A 17,828-nucleotide genomic window follows, 5' to 3' on the forward strand; every position below is an offset into this window, starting at 1 on the left:
TGCGAGAACTCTGCCCCGAATAGATTTCGACCGCTGGCTCATTATTTCCTCCCCTTTTATTTCTTCAGCACTGATCGCCGTGGTGCCGATCTGTCGCTTCATGGCGGCGACTTTGTCGGCAGCGATGTCATGTCGCCTTGCGTTTGAACTCCGCGAGCTCCGGCGATGGAGCCGGCCCCCAGATATCTCGGGGGAGACCTACCCAGACCTTGGGGCGCTGCGGACGATCCCGGTGCCATGGGCGTGGTTCGAAATAGCCGAGATCTTCATCGATCATCTGATCGAGATCGAAGAACAGTTCGATGAGATGGCCATCGGGGTCGCGGTGATAGATCGCAACATTGTGGCCCGGGCCATGACGCACCGGCCCCCACAGGATCTGCATCTTCTTGCGCCCGAGCAGGTCGCAGGCGCGATGCATGTGCGAGGCATCACGGAGCTCGAACGCCGCGTGATGCAATCGCCGACCCGGGCCGCGCGCGAAATTGACGGAGTGATGATCAAAACCACACCGCATGAAGACGAAGGCGTCCTCGATCCAGTCCGACACCCGGAAATTCAGCACGTCACCATAAAACTTCGACGCCTTCAGCGGGTCTTGCGTGTAGAGCGCGATATGGCCGAGGCGGTCGGCTGCAATGCCGCCGACAGGCTGCTCCGCGACAGCGAATGTCGGCCCCGCAAGCAGCTCGATCTCCATTTCCTCGAAGTCGCGGAACAGCACCGAACGGGACACGCCAGGAAGCGGATCGGACTGGATCTCAGCCGCAATTCCAGCGCGCGACAGTGTAGCCACCAGGTCGGCGAAATCCAGATCGAGCGCCACTTCGAAGGTCAATCGCCGACAGGCCGCCTGATCGCCACGCTGCAGGACGACGGCGAGTTCATCCGAGTCGGTGGCCAGCGATGCGCGACTGGCGTCACGCGTCACCACACCGAGTCCGACCACCGTTTGATAGTAGTCGATCTGCCTGTCGATATCAGGCGTAACGAACGTCACATGCCTGATGCGTTTTACCTTGATCATGTGGTCCTCCGTATCTCGTTCCAGACCGATAGCCGTTCGCCTACGGGGTCATGATGATCTTGCCGAGCGCGCCCCCGGACTCCAGCAGCGTGTGCGCCTGCCGGACCTCGGATAATTTCAGCCGTGCCGAGATTGCGGGCTTGATCTCCCCGCGCCCAAGCAGCGAGATCAACTTCCCCATGATGGCGCGGCGCGCATCGCGGTCATGATCGTAGATGTGAAAGGAGAAACAGCGGATAGCCGGACAGACGTCGAGATACTTCCGCATCTCTCCCATCAAGTTTTCTTCGGGAAGGCCGGCGAAGGCGTTGTAGGAGACCAGCGTCCCCCATTTGCCGAGCACGCCAAGATAGGAGACGAATTCGGGACCGCAAACATGGTCGAGCACGAGGCCGACGCCGCTCCCCCCGGTCAATTCGCGCGTCCGCGCGACGACGTCCTCGTCACGATAGAAGATCACGTGGTCGGCGCCGTTGGATTTGGCGAACCGGGCTTTTTCGGGGGTGCTGATCGTACCGATCACCGTCATGCCTGCCAGCTTCGCCAATTGCACGATCGACGTACCGACGCCGCCCGCAGCACCAATCACAAGCACACTGCCAGCGGGATTACGCCCACCGCATTCATGGAGCAGCGCCCAGGCCACTTGATAGTTGGCAAGACAGACGGCGTCCTGAAGATCGACGGCATCAGGCAACAGATGAATGGCATCGGCCGGCGCCACCACATATTCGGCGTAACAGCCGCCGCGCTGTGACAGATCGCGGGCGCTCAGCAAAACCTTCTGCCCGACCGAGATACCGACAACACCGTGACCGACCGCGGAGATGCGCCCGGCGACATCATTCCCCGGATTGGCCGGTAGTGGCGGCATCCACTTGTAAACGCCGCGCCGGATCAAGGCGTCCGGCTGGCCGACGCCAAAAGCCTCCGCCTTGATCTGCACCTCTTTCGGGCCCGGAGCCGGAATGGCGACATCGACATAATCGAGCGCGTCGGGACCACCGGGACGATGAACCAGCACAGCCTTCATGAATCCACCCTGCAGAAGATATTTTCGAAAATATGTCCTATTACGAAAATTATTGCAATAGCGGTCATGCGCCGGCATTCTGCAACCAGCCGGCACCATCAGCCGGCGGAATCTGAGGTCCATTCCATGACTGCTTCGGCCGTCAAATCGCGCAAAGAATTCGGCAAAACACTCGCAGTCGATATCACGCACCGACTGCGTCAGGATATCGTCGCTTGCCGGCTCAAGCCTGGCGAACCGCTAAAATTCGATGCCTTGAAGCTCGCTTTCGGCGCAAGCTTCACGACGCTGCGCGAGGCGCTGACGTCGCTGACGGCGGACGGCCTGGTCGTTGCCGAGGAGCAGCGTGGCTTTCGCGTGGCGCCCGTTACGAGCGACGACCTGATCGACATCACCCAGACCCGGATCCTGATCGAGATCGAACTGCTCAGCCGCTCCATCGCAAATGGCGGAGATGACTGGGAAATAGCGGTTATGTCGACCCTGCACAGGCTGGGACGCATTGAGGAAAGGCTTCCCGGTAATCACGTCGAGAATCCGGAATGGCAGATCGCCCACCGCCAGTTTCACGAGGCGCTGGTGTCGTGCGGGCGCTCCCCGACGTTGTTCGGCATTCGGGCTTCGCTGTTCGAGCGCGCCGAACGCTATCGAAACCTGTCCGCCATGTTTCGCCCCCAACCACGCGACAAGGTCGGTGAGCATCGCGCCATCATGCAGGCCGCGATTGCCCGCGATACAAATCTCGCGACGTCCTTGATCGACCAGCACATCCGCAGCACCTCCGACAATGTCGTGAAATACGCGTCTCATCTGCTGACCGAATCCTGAGACGGGATCGCCGGCTTGCCGGCGAAGAAACAGACGGCAGGCCCAACATCCCACGTGGAAAGTTCGCCGCAGGCGCCGCCAGCCCTCTTGTCAGGCTTTATTTTCGAAAATATAGTAAACTTACGAAATTTTGATATCAAGGATTACATAGGAAGACCTCATCATGAAGCTATTGTCTTTCAGCCATCAGCAGCGCGAGAGCTGGGGAGCCGTCGTCAACGACGCGATCGTCGATCTCGGCAAGGCGCTCCCGCACTATCCGACGCTCGCCGATTTCATCGCCAGCCCCGACTTCGCCAAGCGCGACCAGATTGTTGACGGACACAAGCCGGACCTGAAGCTCTCGGACATCAGTTACCTGCCGGTGATCCCCCGCCCCGAAAAGATCGTCTGCGCGGTGCGCAACTATCTCGACCACCACAAGGAAGCGGTGGCTCATGGCATGGACCGTCAGATCACCGAATTCCCGCCGATCTTTCTGCGGGTCTGGCGCTCACAGGTTGGCCACAACCAGCCGGTGATCCGGCCGAAAGTCTCCACGCACCTGGACTGGGAAGGTGAACTCGCCGTCGTGATCGGAAAGGGCGGTCGACACATTCCCGAGAGCGAAGCCATGGATCACATCGCGGGCTATTCGATTTATAACGATGTCAGCGTCCGTGATTATCAGCGACACGCGCAGCAGATCGCGGCCGGCAAGAACTTCGTCGGCACCGGACCGTTCGGCCCGTGGCTGGTGACCACCGACGAATTGCCGGATCCCACTAAGCTCAAGCTCGAAACCCGCGTGAATGGTGACATCGTCCAATCCTCGGACACATCCTTTTTGATCTTCTCGATACCCCGGCTGATCAACTACGCGTCTGAAATCTTCGACCTCGTCCCGGGTGACGTCATTGCAACGGGAACGCCTGCCGGCGTCGGCTTTACGCGCAAGCCTCCAATCTTTCTGAAGGCCGGCGACGTCGTCGAAGTCGAGATCGAGAAACTCGGCATCCTCAGCAATCCCGTCATCGACGAGTAGTCAGCGGACGGCTTCCTCACAACGCTCGCACAATAGGAACTGAGTCAGCCATGGCATCCTATGACATTCGCAAGACCCAGACTTCCGTCGAAACGATCTGGCACGAACGCGGGCCACGCCTGGCACAACCGCTTCGCGTCGGCACAGCACTGGCGATTATCCGCAATCCTTTTGCTGGTCGATACGAGCCGGACCTGATGGCCTTCCAGGCCGAACTACGCGAACTTGGACGCACACTTGCGGCCGAGCTCGTTCAGGCGCTCGGCGGCAAGGAACGCATCGAAGCTTACGGCAAGGGCATGATCGTGGGCGACGACGGCGAGCTTGAGCACGCGGCCGTATGGCACGAGGCTGGCGGCTGGGCGATGCGCGAGATTCTCGGCCAGCCCAAAGCCATCGTGCCAGCTGCGAAGACCGTTGGCGGAATCGGCACACGGCTGATGGTCCCGCTGGGCCATATCGAAGCGGCCTATGTCCGCAGTCATTTCAGCACCGCTGAAATGACTGTCTGGGATGGCCCGCGTCGCGACGAGATCGCCTTCGGCCTGGTGATGGCCACCGGCGGAAGACCGCATGCACGTATTGGCGGGCTGGCCGCGTCCGATATCTCGGTGCATGACGGACAGCGATAGCTACCGCAAACAGCGCCTGCACACGACGCCGGCGCTTCGCAAAGAGTTTCGCTACTTCGGCGTCTCCATCGCCCTGGCGACGGTGATCTTCAGCATCTCGACGAACAGCTTCTCTGCGTCGGTGCCATCAGGCAAGCGGCGCAGGATATCAGTGAGGCGGCCATCGAGGGTCAGCATGGTGAAACCATGCACCAGCGACCATGTCCGTGCGATCTGCGCGGCTTGCTCGATGGTCAGTGCATCGGTGGCGACATTGCCGGGATGATGTGCGCCGACCACGCTGGCAAGACCGGCGAAGGATGCGTTTGCGGCTTCGCGCAGATTCGGCCGGGTCATGTCGAGCCGTTCGGTACGAAACATCAGCTGATACATGCCGGGCTGCGCGCGCGCATAAGCGAGATAGGCCTTGGCACGGGCGAGTGCGCTTTCGAGCGGCGTCGTGCCGCTCGCACCAGCCGCAGTCATTGTGGCGTTGAAGTTGCGAAAACCGATGGCGGCGAGTTCGCTGACGAGGCCGGTGAGATCACCGAAGTGATGCGTCGGAGCCGCATGCGAGACGCCGGCTTCGCGGGCGACGGCGCGCAGCGTCAGGCCAGATAGTCCATCGCGCTCCAGCACGATTTCCGCGCCTTTCAGCAGCGCGCCGTGCAAGTCCCCGTGATGATAGGGAGATTCGGCGCCGGCGGTTTTTTTAGCCGCGCCCTTGGCTTGCGAAATTCCTGCGACCTTCTTGCGGCGGTCTTGCGGAACGGCGCGCGGTTTCGCGGTCTTGGCCTGCTTCGTCATGGTCATGTTATAGGTCGTCATTTTTACACTGTAAAGATTTTGCTTGACGGGCCGACCGCTCACATCTAGCAATCTAGACAACGTAAAGATAACAGCATGGGAGACAACGATGGCGCTGCTGGACCCGATCGAGGCTGCTCATGACAATCTTGCGCCGATCCCGATGGAGTGCGACGCGCCATTCCTGACAGTCGTCGGCGAATTGCCACGTGAGCTCAACGGCACGCTCTACCGCAACGGCCCCAATCCGCAATTCGAGACCAAAGGCTCGCACTGGTTTGTCGGCGACGGCATGCTGCATGCCTTTCACATCGAGAACGGCCGCGCGAGCTATCGCAATCGCTGGATCCACACGCCGAAATTTCTCGCCGAGCACGATGCCGGCCGCGCGCTCTATCGCGGCTTCGGCCAGAAAATGCCGGATGCCCCCGCCTCACTTGGCAATGACTCAGGCGCGGCCAATACCAACATCGTCTTTCATGCCGGCCGCCTGCTCGCGCTGGAGGAAGGCCATGCGCCAACCGAGATCGAACCGGGCACGCTGAAGACGCTCGGCTATCAGAACTATAGCGGGCGCATCGGCGGACCATTCACCGCGCATCCGAAGATCGATCCCGTCACCGGCGAAATGAATTTCTTCGGCTATAACGCCCGCGGTATCTTCAGTCCGACGATCTCGTTCGGCGCGATCGATTCATCGGGCATCGTGACGCGCTTCGAGCGTTTCGATGCGCCCTATGCCAGCATGGTGCATGACTTCATCGTCACCGAGAACTACCTGCTGTTTCCGATCCTGCCGATCACCGGCAGCATGGACCGCGCACGCTCGGGCCGCCCACCTTATGCGTGGGAGCCGGACAAGGGGTCTTATGTCGGCGTGATGAAACGCGGCGGCAGTGCCGATGATATCAAGTGGTTTCGCGCCGAGGCCTGCTACGTCTTCCATGTGATGAATGCGTGGGAGGAAGGCGACCGCATCATCGCCGACGTCATGCAGTCCGAGGAAGCGCCGCTGTTCACGCATCCCGACGGCTCGCCGACAGATCCTGCGAAATCCAACGCGCGACTTTGTCGCTGGACCTTCGATCTGGCCGCCAATACCGATCGTTTCACCCGCACCTATCTCGACGACGTTACCGGCGAATTCCCGCGCATCGACGAGCGCCGCTCCGGCCTTGTCAGCACGCAAGGCTGGTACGCCTGCGATAATCCGGCACCAGGCGCCAGCAACGCCTTTTCCGGGATCACACATGTCTGGCGTGACGGCGTCAGGCTCGGCCAATACATGCTGCCACTCGGCGACAGCATCTCCGAACCCGTCTTCGTCGCGCGCGGCAAGGATGCAGCCGAAGGCGACGGCTGGCTGCTCGCGGTGGTGTGGCGCGCCCGGCAGAACCGCAGCGATCTGGCAGTGTTCAACGCCACCGATGTCGCCGCGGGGCCGATCGCTCTTGTCCAGCTCGGTCACCGGGTACCAGCAGGCTTTCACGGCAACTGGGTTGATTCCTTCTAAACCATTGATTAAATGACGGTTAAAGATCTCGCCTCACATAATTTTGACAGTGTAAAGATTTTTGTTGACGAGTCCGCCGGCAAAGCCTAGAAGAAATCTTGACAACGTAAAGATGGAGCGACGGGAAAACAGCGCGGCGTCCTTTCTCATGATCGGCGCAGCTGCCCACCGCCTCCTGAAGCACAACGATAAAGTCTCACTCGACAACAAGCGCGCGGAACCACGCCATGATCAATATCCTCGCCAAGCTGGCCATCGGCTTCCTTTCCACCATCGCCTTCTTCACGACCTTTGCGATCGCCGGAGACGTGCTGATCGCGACTGCCGTCGCCATCGCAGGTGCTGCGACACAGTTCGTTCTCGCACGAACCGCATATCGCAGGCCGGACATGATGACCCGGACGGCAAGCTGGGGCAGCCTGGCCCTCGTGCTGGTTGTGACCGGGACCACGCTCGTCGGTATCGAACCATCCGGCGCGGCCGCCTCGGCCTCTCATGACGTTTTCACGCCGGTCGGCAATGTCTGCCCGCTCTCACAACAAGACATATGATCGCAGAATGATGCGCAACGACGCAACGGCTTCATAAGCGAGCCTGCAACGCACCTTTACAACATCAAGACAGCCCGAACTGGAAACGCCATTGCTTCCTTTCTCATCATCGCCCCGTTCGGTGCTTTCGCCATCCTGATGATGGTGTCATCGGTCGCGATCAGCCTCTTCGCCGCAGCCGCGCTGTCGCTCGGCATCGTGGTCTGGGACGTGATCCGCGGCGGCTCGCTGAAGATGCTTGCAGCAGGCTCGGTGCTGATTTTCAGCGCGCTCGGCTGCTACATCACGCTGGTCGACGGCAATTGGAGCGCGGTGGCCGTCCGCCTCGCCGTCGATGTCGGCCTGCTCTCAATCGTGCTGCTGTCGCTGGCGATCCGGCTGCCCTTCACGCTGCAATATGCTCGCGAGATGGTCGACGCCGAAACCTCGAAGCTGCCCGGCTTCATGAAGGCGAACTACATCCTCACCTGGGCCTGGGCCGGCGCATTTGTGCTGATGCTGGTGGCGGACATGCTGATCATTTACATGCCCTCGCTGCCGCTATGGATCGGCTTTGCGGTGGCTTTTGCCGCTCGCAACTCTGCCGTTGCCTTCACCAAATGGTACCCACAGTATCGTCGCGCGAAATATGGTGCAGTGAAACCGGCTGAACCGCTGAAGCCCTGATCCACTTCGCCTGCAAATCGACGCCTGACCATCTCGACTGCATTGGGAGCACTGCGATGAAGGACGTATTCGCCAAACTTGGCCAGGATTTCTTCTCCACCATCGTCTTCCTGGTGCTCTACCTCGTCACCGGTGACGTCCTGCTGGCAACCTGCGTGGCGATTGCGGGTGCCGTCGCACAGTTCGTCTATGCCCGCGTCAAGGGCTCGAGGCTTGATGTAATGACCTATGCCAGTCTCGCGCTGGTGGTCGTCCTCGGTGGCGCGACGCTGCTGACCAAGGATCCGCGCTTCGTGCTGGCCAAGCCCAGCATTGGACATTTCGCCATCGGCGCGATCATGCTGCGCAAGGGCTGGATGCTGCGCTACCTGCCACCCATCGTCAGCGAGACGATCCCTGAATATGTGACCGCTGCGGGCTATGCTTGGGCTGCGCTGATGTTCGCGCTTGGCGCCGGTGTCATAGCTGTGGCCATGACCGGCGATATGAAGCTGTGGGCGTTCTATGTGTCGGTCGTGGCCATTGGCGCCAAGGTGCTGGCCTTCGCGATCCAGTATGTCGTGTTCCGGGTGATCGTCGGCCGCAAGCTTCGCGCAGCTGCAGCGACGGCGCCGCAGATGGGCGCCTAGTCGCTCGTACGCAACAGCGAGCTTCGCAAACGGGCTACTCCGACATCCACCGTCAGCGGCGGCGATGCCGCGGGCGCATGAACCGTGTCGCCCTCATATTCAGCCGTGATCCAGCGCGTGCCATCCGCCAGCGCCGAGGTGGTGAACGACGCCGTGCCGGCGCGGTCGAGGCCGACATGGGTCGCAAGAACCTGCTCGCCATCGCGAAAGGTGACGGCACCTTTCGGAATGCCAACACCGCCGGCAATCGCGGCCGTCAACGTGACCACCGCTCCAGACGGACAAGGATTCTCGGACGACGATAGCGCCACCGCCGGCGTGACGCGTATGGTTTCCTCCACCACCGCGGATTGGCTCGGCTGCACCACGACAGGCAGATAGTTGGACGTCCCCATATAATCCGCACGGAAGCGATGCGGACCCGGCGGCAGTCGCTGGACCACCAGCGACGGATGGGCCACATCGACCCAGCCAAGCACCATGAGCGTCGTCTCATCGACAAAGCGGACGATGCCGCCCGGGACACCCCCACCGCGTTCACTGATCACGGACGCCGTCAGTGTCGTGCGACCGGTCGCATCGATAGATGCCACCAAAGTGGTCCGGGTCAGTTCGGAGTGAATGATGGATTGGGCGCGGGCCGCGGCCGGACTTGCGAGCATAACTGCAGTGACGACGACCAGATGAAAATTGTTCACCTGTTACACTCCGGTTTGCCACCCCTGGGATGAGGCGCGTGGCCGGCGAAAAGGTTCAAACACAAAAAACCGGATGCGGAGAGGCCGCATGCCGATGTGAACAATTCGTCACAGATACTGATAAAACATGATCCCGTTGACCGCGCTGGCCGCGGCCAACAACGTCACCACCGTCACATTCAGCTTCAGAGCATCCAACATGGCGCGGCCTCGAATTCGTCTGCAGTCTGATCGCTATTGGAACAGCGCCGCCTGAGTCGTCACCGCTTTTCTTTTTCCTCCGCATCCTTGCGAGTCACCGGAGAATCGAGTCCCGCGCACAGATCGAAATTCAGCGGGGTTGCTGCAAGCCTGAGTCGCGTTTTGTCGAACCAAATCGCTGGTGCCGCGACACAAAACCATGACCCGAATCGCCATCCTGATCGCCGGCCTCATCACCGCCGGCACCGCCTTTGCGCAACCGCTAACGCCACCACCGGAGCTGCTATCGCAGGAGACACCGGAGTGGTTTGCGAGCGCGCGTGCTTTCGTGCGGCCGGACCGCGTGGCCGGTCAGGCGTTTCATGTCGACATGTCCGATCCGCAGGCGCCGGTCGGATATGTCGCGATCTATCCAGCCGGTGCTAACGATCCCAAGACAGCGGCAAGCGCATTCGATGCCGGTGAGATGCTGGTCGCAAAACTCGCGCGCAGCGACGGCAAGCTGACCGCCCTGTCAGCCGAGCTGCGCTCGCGCGACGTCACGCTGAACAGCAACATCCCGCGTGTACTGAGCGCTGCGCATGACGATGCGGAATATCGCCAACTCCACGCCGAATTGCTGAAGACGCGCGGCACGCTGCCGGATGGCGCCATTCCCTGCGATATCCATGGCTGGTCGACCGACCGCGACCCCAACGGATTGAATGTGCGCGCCGGGCCATCGACGAAGGCCAAGGTGCTCGGCACACTGCCGCCGCCCTACAAATTCAAGAGCAAAGGTGAGAACGTGCCTGACGGAGGCTGGCTGACGGAATTTTCCATCATCGGCTTCAAGGATGGCTGGTTCCTGATCGAAGGCACAGCGCCGCCCGGCAAGGAATATGAGGACGAGAGCAGCTATCCGCGCAATCATCCAAAGCCCTATGGCGGCCGCGGCTGGGTCGCGGCCAGCAAGGTCGGCGCACAATATGCCAATGGCGACACACGGATGGGCGGGCTGTTTCAGGCGCCGCATGTGGACGCGCAATGGACACCGGCCAAAGGCGAAGGTGGCAGCGAGATCAGCGCCGACGGTGGCCCTAAGCGCGTTCTTGCCTGCAGCGGCTTCTGGGCGCTGGTGGAAAGCCACGACGGCGTGCGCGGCTGGTGGCGCAGGCTGTGTTCGAGCCAGGTGACGAATTGCAGTTGAGCTAGAACCAGATTTGCTGTGGCATGCCCAGCGCATCGCGCGGTGCATTGCCTTCCGGAAAACAGCCCACGCAATCGCGCGCCGCCAGCGCCACCGCGCATGCATCGAGCACGTCGTCCCGCTGTGCGCCGGTGCGCGTACGCTTGGCAGTGAGCCAGTCGTCAAGGTCGCTGAAGCCATTCGCCAGCAACAGATGACGGCGGAGCGCCAGCCCCTCCTCAGTGTGTTTGGACGGCAGCGGTTGATTGTCGTTCAGGCGGAGAAAGACAAGTTCGGGATGGGCTTCGCGGATATCGAGATCGCGCTGTTCCCGCACGAAGCCGTCGACCTCCATGACCTTCGGTCCGAGATGCCAGAGCTGGCGCGAGACTTTCTTCTGCCCGCGCCTCTCGGCCTCCGCGTTGGCGAGGTCGGGATCGGTGAAGTCCTGCCACAGCCAGCGACGTCCGCCGGAGAATACGCGCGAACCGTGGGGGCTGAGCTTCTTGCGGGCGAGCTGATCGCAGGCACGCACGCCATCGTCGCCGAGACCGATGGGAATATCGATGGCCGCACGGGTAAAGTGCTGAGTCGCAAGCCAGGAGATGTCGCTGATAAAATCGATGGAGCGGTGGTCGCCGTCGAGTGTGACGGCGACCCAGCCTTTGCTGAAGCCATCGAGCCCGATAGCGATCATCGGGCGCGCTCGGTCTTAGCCGAGGTTCAATTCCTTGAAGAAGTCGTTGCCCTTGTCATCGATAATGATGAAGGCCGGGAAATCCACGACGTCGATGCGCCAGATCGCTTCCATGCCGAGTTCGGGATACTCGACCACCTCGACTTTCTTGATGCAGTGTTCGGCGAGGTTTGCCGCCGAGCCGCCGATCGAGCCGAGATAGAAGCCGCCATGCTTCTTGCAGGCCTCGCGCACCGCAACGGCGCGATTGCCCTTGGCAACCATCACCATCGAACCGCCCGCCGCCTGGAACTGGTCGACGAAGCTATCCATGCGGCCGGCCGTGGTCGGGCCGAAGGCGCCGGAGGCATAGCCTTCCGGCGTCTTGGCGGGACCGGCGTAATAGACCGGGTGGTTCTTGAAGTAATCCGGCAGCGGCTCGCCCTTCTCCAGGCGGTCGCGCAGCTTGGCATGCGCCGAGTCGCGCGCGACGATCATGGTGCCGGTCAGCGACAGGCGCGTCTTGGTTGGGTAGTTCGACAGCGTCGCCAGAATGTCCTTCATCGGCTGGTTGAGATCGATCTTCACGACCTCGCCGCCGAGCGCCTGCTCCACCTGCGGCAAATACTGCGCGGGGTTATGCTCGAGCTCTTCGAGATAGACGCCGTCTTTGGTGATCTTGCCGAGCACCTGACGATCCGCCGAGCAGGACACGCCGAGACCGATCGGCAGCGACGCGCCATGGCGCGGCAGGCGGATGACGCGCACGTCATGGCAGAAATACTTGCCGCCAAACTGCGCGCCAACGCCGGACGACTGCGTCATCTTGAGGATTTCCTGCTCCATCTCGAGATCGCGGAAGGCATTGCCGTCCGGCGAGCCCTGGGTCGGCAGCGCGTCGAGGTAACGTGCGGAGGCAAGCTTCACCGTCTTCATGCACAGCTCGGCCGAGGTGCCACCGATGACGATAGCGAGGTGGTACGGCGGGCACGCAGCGGTGCCCAGCGTCATGATCTTTTCCTTCAGGAAGGCCAGCAGGCGATCCTTGGTCAGAACGGATGGCGTCGCCTGGAACAGAAAACTCTTGTTGGCGGAGCCGCCGCCCTTGGCCATGAACATGAACTTGTAGGCGTCATCGCCCTCGGCATAGATCTCGCACTGCGCCGGCATGTTGTTGGCGGTGTTCTTCTCTTCATACATGGTCAGCGGCGCGACCTGCGAATAGCGCAGGTTGCGGCGCAGATAGGCGTCGCGGGCGCCTTCCGAGAGTGCCGCCTCATCGTCGCCATCGGTGATGACGTTGCAGCCCTTCTTGCCCATGATGATCGCCGTGCCGGTGTCCTGGCACATCGGCAGCACGCCGCCGGCAGCGATGTTCGCGTTCTTGAGGAAGTCGAAGGCCACGAACTTGTCATTCGGGCTGGCTTCGCTGTCGTCGAGGATATTGCGCAGCTGCTGCAGATGGCCGGGGCGCAGATAGTGGTTGATGTCGCCGAACGCGGCCTCCGAGAGCGCCTTCAGCGCATCCCGCGACACCACCAGCATGTCCCTACCCAGCACTTTCTCGACCCGCACGCCCTCGGTGGTGACCTTCTTGTAGGGGGTGGTGTCTGCGCCCAGCGGAAACAGCGGAGTGTGCTTGTAGGGCGGGACGGGCTTCTGGTCGGGGAAAGCGGTGGGAGCGTTCATGGATGGGGCCTCAAAAAGGGAGGGGATTTGAGGCCCTTGTAGGCGGTTTCCGGACAGTTTTGAAGGGTTCAAAACAGGGGGACAGGCCCGCAATCGCGGGGATAATCCCCCGTTCCAGCAGTAACCGGCTGCGCCCGCCGCGCCTTGCATAAAGTGGCGTCCCGCGTTTCAGTGCGGCCGGGGATTGAGGAGAATCTGGAATGTCCATCCACCGCCTGCGCGGCATTTTTTCGGCTGTGGCGCTGCTCGCCACCGTGACCCTTGCCGCTTCGCCTGCCCGCGCCGACCGCTGCGATGATCTCGCGCGGCAGCTCAAGAGCCAGATCGACGGGCTCAGCGTCGGGCGCACCGCAGCCAATGTGATCTACCTGTCGCATCCGGCGGCCAAACAATTGCGGCTTGGCTGCGCCAGTCGCAATTTCAGCAACGAGCTCTATGCGGCCTCCGCGACCCGCAAGCCGGCGCCGGCTTTCACGGATCTCGTCGCCAGTGCGGCAGCCGTCATCTTCACGATCCCCAAACCGGATACGGTGAAGGGCACCACGCGATGTCTCGGCCGCATGGGGATTTTCCGCGGCGATGACGTCAAGCTGCGCTATCGCCGGCTCGACCTGCGCTGCACCCGCAACAAAACATCGGCGAACATCACGATCTCCCGCGGCAAGGACGAATGAGGAATTCGTTTCAATTGTAGTGAAGTCCTGGACGGCGCGTTTACCACCGTTTCCAATCCACCCCGATTGCCGCAAATTGCAGCGCCTGATTTACCAAGTCCTTGTTGGCGCATGCGCCATGGTTCGACTGCAAGTGTTGGAAACAGGGAATTTGTAATGAGCGTTTCAAGCGTCAGCAGCGCACCACCGGTCGCTGAGGTAAAGCCGATCGAGGCAAAGCCGCCGGAGCCGAAGAAGAACGACGACAACGACAGCCGCACCGCGCCGCCCCCACCGCGTGCAGCACTGCCGCCCGGCCAGGGCACCCGGATCGATCAGCTCGCTTAACTCGGCACCGTCGGACAGAGACCAACCGCCGGTCGCGTTGACGCGAGGCCTGCCCCATCACTGCCGCGAATCTGGTATCGGATGCGGGCCGAAGGAGGCCCGACATGATCGCTCGCCTCGTGATACGTACGCTGGTCTGGTTCGGCGTGATCGGCGCCGTTTTGTTCACCGCCGCCGGGACCTGGCAATGGCCCGCGGCGTGGTCATTTCTGCTCTTCATGATCCTGCTCGGCCTTGGCGGCGGCCTGTGGCTGATCCAGATCGATCCCGCACTGTTTGAAGAACGCATGCGCCCCATGGTACAGCAGGGGCAGCCCACAGCGGACCGCGTCTTCATGGTGGCGTTCTTTACCGTAGCACTGGTCTGGCTGATCGTTGCGGGGCTGGATCAGCGCTTCGGTCTTTCGCAAATGACCGTTGGCGTCCAGGTCGCGGGTACGGCACTCGCACTCACGGGAATGGCAATCTCATTCTGGGTACTGCGCGAAAACAGTTTCGCCGCACCGGTCATCAAGCTTCAACGCGACCGCGGCCAGCACGTCATCGATACCGGTCCGTATCATCTCGTGCGTCATCCCATGTATAGCGGCGCCATCCTGTTTTTCCTCGGCACATCCCTCTGGCTTGGCTCGTGGTGGAGTGCCGCACTGACGCTGATCATGGCCGTGCTGTTCGCATGGCGCACGACGGCCGAAGAGCGTACCTTACGGGACGGTCTCCCCGGTTACACCGACTATGCGACGCGAGTCCGCTATCGTCTGTGTCCGGGACTCTGGTAACCCCGTCGCGCGAGCCGCACGGCGCTATTTGTCCAGCGCCTTGTAGTGCCGAAAGATGCCGTCCTTGTTGAAGGCAATGCGGCGGTCGCTGTCGAGATAGGCCTTGATGTTCGGTCGAACCGCCACGCGGTTATGCAAATCGATCAGGCCTGGAATCTCCCGCTCGAATTTTTTCATGCGTTTCGGAAATGCGTAGCGCAATCCTTCAACGACCTGGAATAGGGACAGATCGACATAGGTCGCCTTGCGGCCGGTGACATAGGCGCCTTCGCTGGCTTTTAATATCCGCTCGAAATAGCCGAGATATTTCGGCACGCGCTCTTTCAGGAATTCAGCGCTGCGCTTTTTGGCCGGGCCTTTCTGGTCCTCGTAATAGAGCGACATGCCGATCGGGTGATGGGTGTCGTGCACTTCGGCGATGAAATCGGTAATCGTAAGCTGCAGTTCATGCAGTTGCAGGCGCGCCGCTTCGGACTTCGGCGCCAAACCGTGACGTGGGCCGAGGTAGAACAGGATGTTGGCAGTCTGGCCGATCACCATACTGCCCGCCTTGAGGAATGGCGGCGCGAATGGCGGAATGCCTTTCTTGCTGTCGAGCATCCTCGTCATTGCGGCCATGCCGCCCTTGCCACGCGCCACGTCGCGGTAGTCCGCGCCGGCATCTTCGAGCGCCAGGCGCACGAATTCGCCGCGGCCCTGGATCGTCGGCCAGTAATACAGCTTATATCGCATGCGGAACCTCGCCAAATGTCGCGTCAGGGGTGCCAGGGTAACTGCTCACCGCGGAATTCGTTCGCAGCGCTGGTCCGGCCAGAACTCCGCGCCGTCGTCCAGCTATCGCCGCAAAACGCGCCATGGCCGGGACAGGCCCGGCCATGGCGGAGTGTGTTGCTGCTCGTCTATCGCAATAGAACTCAATTCGAGGCGAAGCAGTACAGCAGACCGTCGCCGCCGGTGCTCTTCAGGTCGTTCTGCGAGCAGCCGCCATCGGGGCCGCGCGACGGATGCGAGGTGTTCCATGACTTCGCCGGCGGCTCTTCGTTCAGCCCCGTACGATCGATATGACCGACCATGGCGGCGCCCTGCGTGCTGCTTGTCCAGTTCTTGCAGGTGCGATCCTCGCCGGCGGCGAAGGCGGTGCCATCGGCCTGCGAGCCGGTCAGCACGTCATGGCGATTCGGCGTATCGCCGCGGCCATTGATCACCTCGCCCTTTTCGCTGAGTGAGGTCTGCTTGGAGAGGTTGTTGCTGGCGCCATGCAGATCAGCGACATCCTTGGCGACGACGACGCCCTTGGCATTCTTCCATGGGCCGTTGCCGATCCGGTCCTTGGCATTGATCGCGGGCTTGCCGTCGGCGGCCTGCGTCGAGAGATAAGCGCGCCAGGTCTTGGCGCCCGCGCCTGCAGCCTGTGCCAGCGTCTGGCAATGATTGTCAGCACCGGCGAGGCCACCGAGATTGCCGCCATTGCCGATGCCATTGCTGGTGACGAAGAAGCTGGTATCCGCGCCCTGCGCGAACGATGGCGACGTTGCTGCAAGCGAGACGGCAACAGCACCGGCAAAGATACCGAGACGGGTCATGGTCGAGAGAATAATGGGCATCGATTCCTCCAATTTGTTTTTGTAGCCACGCAACGCCAGTCGCGATGGGACGCAACTGACCAACACGTCATCCGGCGGATTATTCCCGCTCTCTTATTGAGATCATCGCTTGGCAATGCACACGCATGAGGCCAACAAAAAGCGCCGCGGAATGATCCGCGGCGCTTGTCCGATTTCAATGACGCAAGGCTTACGCCTGCTGGATCGCCGACAGTTCCCAATCGGCGCCGCGCGGGCGCACGAAGGTCCAAATCTCGGTCGCTTCGATCGGCGTTTCACTACCAGCCACCAAGCGATTGGTGCCGCGCTCCAGCGTCTTGTCGACCAGCGAGAAGCGCATTGCGACGCTCGCATAGTCGGTGTCGCCTTCGCGCCAGGCTTCCGCCAGGTCGCCCTGCAGCAGCTTCACATCCGACACCTTGTTGACGTCGTTGCGCGCCTTGTTCTCGGCGAGGTCCTTGGCGAAGTACGACACCATTTCCGGCGTCGACAGCTTGCCGAGCTTCTCGACATCTTCGTTCGACCAGGCGGCCTGTACGTCGCTGAGCAACTTCTCGAAAGCTTCATAATCCTGCGGTGCGATCTCGATCGGCTTGTCATTCGAGCCGCCGCCGAAACCAAAGCCACCGAGGCCACTGCGCTGGGTCGGCTGCGCGCCATAACCCGGCTGCGCCTGGTTCATGTGCGCCTGGTTCTGGTCGGGACCATTGGCCGGGCCGGTATAGGCCGAGTTGGCCGGACCGGCATAGGCCGACGCCGTCTGGTTGCGACGCTGCCACCAGGACATCGCGAGGCGGACGACGATGATGATCAGGCCGACCTGCAGCAGCAGGCCGATGATCGACGAGATACCGCCGAGGCCGCTGAACAGACCGCCGCCGAACAGCATGCCGAGCAGGCCTGCGCCGAGGAAGCCGGCGGCAAGGCCGCCGAGCATGCCCATGCCCGGACGGTTGAAGAAACCGCCCTTGCTGGCTGCGCCCGTGGTCGCGCTGTTCATGCCGGGCGAACCCGGCTGCTGCATGGTGCGGTTGAACGGCTGAGCCGCGTTAGGCGCCGTCGACGTGCTCGGCGGGGCCGAGAACGTGCGGTTGCCGCGCGAGCCCGAGCTGCTGCCACCGCCAACGCGGGCGTCGGCAGAGGAGATTGCAATTGTGAGCGGCATCGCCAGCGAAAGGACGACGGCCATCGTCTTGACGACGCCGCGCATGCTGAACGTGAAAGTCATGGTCATTCCCTCAATCCCCGGCAGGGGGAAAACACCCCTAACATGGCTACCCCAGCCTAAAAGGGAAGCACCGTTCGAGGGTAAACGCTGCGGCC

General features: G+C 61.7%; 20 protein-coding genes. 11 read left to right on the plus strand and 9 right to left on the minus strand.

What is annotated here, in order from left to right:
- Positions 1 to 127: 127 nt before the first annotated feature.
- Together AB7828_RS11845 and AB7828_RS11850 are read right to left on the minus strand one after the other, a co-directional pair.
- Positions 128 to 1,027, minus strand: coding sequence for a VOC family protein (locus tag AB7828_RS11845; protein ID WP_439066805.1), 900 nt, complete (start codon positions 1,025 to 1,027; stop codon positions 128 to 130).
- 40 nt (positions 1,028 to 1,067) lie between these two features.
- A complete protein-coding gene (locus AB7828_RS11850) occupies positions 1,068 to 2,060 on the minus strand; it encodes a zinc-dependent alcohol dehydrogenase family protein (RefSeq protein WP_441230231.1) in 993 nt (330 codons plus the stop codon).
- Here AB7828_RS11850 and AB7828_RS11855 point away from each other — a divergent pair.
- The 3 genes from AB7828_RS11855 (at position 2,040) to AB7828_RS11865 (ending at position 4,544) form a co-directional block, all read left to right on the plus strand.
- Positions 2,040 to 2,888, plus strand: coding sequence for a GntR family transcriptional regulator (locus AB7828_RS11855; protein WP_441230232.1), 849 nt, complete (start codon positions 2,040 to 2,042; stop codon positions 2,886 to 2,888). The two genes, AB7828_RS11850 and AB7828_RS11855, sit on opposite strands and share 21 nt — an antisense overlap.
- Before the next feature lie 163 nt (positions 2,889 to 3,051).
- Positions 3,052 to 3,912 (plus strand): fumarylacetoacetate hydrolase family protein, encoded by an 861-nt coding sequence (locus tag AB7828_RS11860; RefSeq protein ID WP_439072468.1) that lies wholly within the window; start codon positions 3,052 to 3,054, stop codon positions 3,910 to 3,912.
- A gap of 50 nt (positions 3,913 to 3,962) precedes the next feature.
- A complete protein-coding gene (locus AB7828_RS11865; protein ID WP_441230233.1) occupies positions 3,963 to 4,544 on the plus strand; it encodes an amino acid synthesis family protein in 582 nt (193 codons plus the stop codon).
- A gap of 51 nt (positions 4,545 to 4,595) precedes the next feature.
- Here the strand turns inward: AB7828_RS11865 and AB7828_RS11870 are convergent, their stop codons facing one another.
- Positions 4,596 to 5,336 carry a TetR/AcrR family transcriptional regulator gene (locus tag AB7828_RS11870; RefSeq protein WP_441230234.1) on the minus strand — a complete coding sequence of 247 codons (741 nt, stop codon included), beginning with the start codon at positions 5,334 to 5,336 and terminating at the stop codon, positions 4,596 to 4,598.
- A 103-nt stretch (positions 5,337 to 5,439) separates the two neighbouring features.
- Between AB7828_RS11870 and AB7828_RS11875 the strand changes: the two genes are divergently transcribed.
- From AB7828_RS11875 to AB7828_RS11890, 4 genes are all read left to right on the plus strand, one after another.
- Complete coding sequence (locus AB7828_RS11875) at positions 5,440 to 6,843, plus strand: carotenoid oxygenase family protein (RefSeq protein WP_441230235.1); 1,404 nt, start codon at positions 5,440 to 5,442, stop codon at positions 6,841 to 6,843.
- Between the two features lie 227 nt (positions 6,844 to 7,070).
- Positions 7,071 to 7,394 (plus strand): hypothetical protein, encoded by a 324-nt coding sequence (locus tag AB7828_RS11880; RefSeq protein WP_441230236.1) that lies wholly within the window; start codon positions 7,071 to 7,073, stop codon positions 7,392 to 7,394.
- A 138-nt stretch (positions 7,395 to 7,532) separates the two neighbouring features.
- On the plus strand, positions 7,533 to 8,060 hold the full coding sequence (locus AB7828_RS11885; protein ID WP_441230237.1) for a hypothetical protein: 528 nt from the start codon (positions 7,533 to 7,535) through the stop codon (positions 8,058 to 8,060).
- A 56-nt stretch (positions 8,061 to 8,116) separates the two neighbouring features.
- Positions 8,117 to 8,689 carry an inner membrane-spanning protein YciB gene (locus tag AB7828_RS11890; RefSeq protein WP_184518720.1) on the plus strand — a complete coding sequence of 191 codons (573 nt, stop codon included), beginning with the start codon at positions 8,117 to 8,119 and terminating at the stop codon, positions 8,687 to 8,689.
- On the opposite strand, the gene AB7828_RS11895 is transcribed toward AB7828_RS11890, so the two are convergent.
- Complete coding sequence (locus AB7828_RS11895; RefSeq protein WP_441230238.1) at positions 8,686 to 9,387, minus strand: Ig-like domain-containing protein; 702 nt, start codon at positions 9,385 to 9,387, stop codon at positions 8,686 to 8,688. The genes AB7828_RS11890 and AB7828_RS11895 overlap by 4 nt on opposite strands.
- 400 nt (positions 9,388 to 9,787) lie before the next feature.
- Between AB7828_RS11895 and AB7828_RS11900 the strand changes: the two genes are divergently transcribed.
- The gene (locus AB7828_RS11900; RefSeq protein ID WP_441230239.1) at positions 9,788 to 10,777 is read left to right on the plus strand and encodes an SH3 domain-containing protein; all 990 of its coding nucleotides are present in this window, start codon (positions 9,788 to 9,790) and stop codon (positions 10,775 to 10,777) included.
- A gap of 1 nt (position 10,778) precedes the next feature.
- On the opposite strand, the gene AB7828_RS11905 is transcribed toward AB7828_RS11900, so the two are convergent.
- Both AB7828_RS11905 and AB7828_RS11910 read right to left on the minus strand, forming a co-directional pair.
- Positions 10,779 to 11,453 carry a DUF429 domain-containing protein gene (locus AB7828_RS11905; RefSeq protein WP_441230240.1) on the minus strand — a complete coding sequence of 225 codons (675 nt, stop codon included), beginning with the start codon at positions 11,451 to 11,453 and terminating at the stop codon, positions 10,779 to 10,781.
- 15 nt (positions 11,454 to 11,468) lie between these two features.
- Positions 11,469 to 13,121, minus strand: coding sequence for a fumarate hydratase (locus AB7828_RS11910; protein ID WP_439059325.1), 1,653 nt, complete (start codon positions 13,119 to 13,121; stop codon positions 11,469 to 11,471).
- A 200-nt stretch (positions 13,122 to 13,321) separates the two neighbouring features.
- On the opposite strand from AB7828_RS11910, the gene AB7828_RS11915 reads away from it, so the two are divergent.
- The 3 genes from AB7828_RS11915 (at position 13,322) to AB7828_RS11925 (ending at position 14,901) form a co-directional block, all read left to right on the plus strand.
- Positions 13,322 to 13,795: a hypothetical protein gene (locus AB7828_RS11915; RefSeq protein ID WP_441230241.1), complete on the plus strand. Its 474-nt coding sequence runs from the start codon at positions 13,322 to 13,324 to the stop codon at positions 13,793 to 13,795.
- A gap of 156 nt (positions 13,796 to 13,951) precedes the next feature.
- Positions 13,952 to 14,122 (plus strand): hypothetical protein, encoded by a 171-nt coding sequence (locus AB7828_RS11920; protein ID WP_170849544.1) that lies wholly within the window; start codon positions 13,952 to 13,954, stop codon positions 14,120 to 14,122.
- A gap of 104 nt (positions 14,123 to 14,226) precedes the next feature.
- Positions 14,227 to 14,901, plus strand: coding sequence for a methyltransferase family protein (locus AB7828_RS11925; RefSeq protein WP_441230242.1), 675 nt, complete (start codon positions 14,227 to 14,229; stop codon positions 14,899 to 14,901).
- A gap of 24 nt (positions 14,902 to 14,925) precedes the next feature.
- Here AB7828_RS11925 and AB7828_RS11930 read toward each other — a convergent pair whose 3' ends face one another.
- The 3 genes from AB7828_RS11930 to AB7828_RS11940 form a co-directional block, all read right to left on the minus strand.
- On the minus strand, positions 14,926 to 15,633 hold the full coding sequence (locus tag AB7828_RS11930; protein WP_441230243.1) for a glutathione S-transferase: 708 nt from the start codon (positions 15,631 to 15,633) through the stop codon (positions 14,926 to 14,928).
- Positions 15,634 to 15,815: 182 nt separating this feature from the next.
- Positions 15,816 to 16,484: a lectin gene (locus AB7828_RS11935; protein WP_441232236.1), complete on the minus strand. Its 669-nt coding sequence runs from the start codon at positions 16,482 to 16,484 to the stop codon at positions 15,816 to 15,818.
- A gap of 211 nt (positions 16,485 to 16,695) precedes the next feature.
- Entirely contained in the window at positions 16,696 to 17,733 is a 1,038-nt protein-coding gene (locus AB7828_RS11940; RefSeq protein ID WP_441232237.1) for a Tim44 domain-containing protein, read from the minus strand.
- Positions 17,734 to 17,828: the final 95 nt, after the last annotated feature.

Source organism: Tardiphaga sp. 215_C5_N2_1 (assembly GCF_052076055.1).
Classification (GTDB): Bacteria; Pseudomonadota; Alphaproteobacteria; order Rhizobiales; family Xanthobacteraceae; genus Tardiphaga; species Tardiphaga robiniae.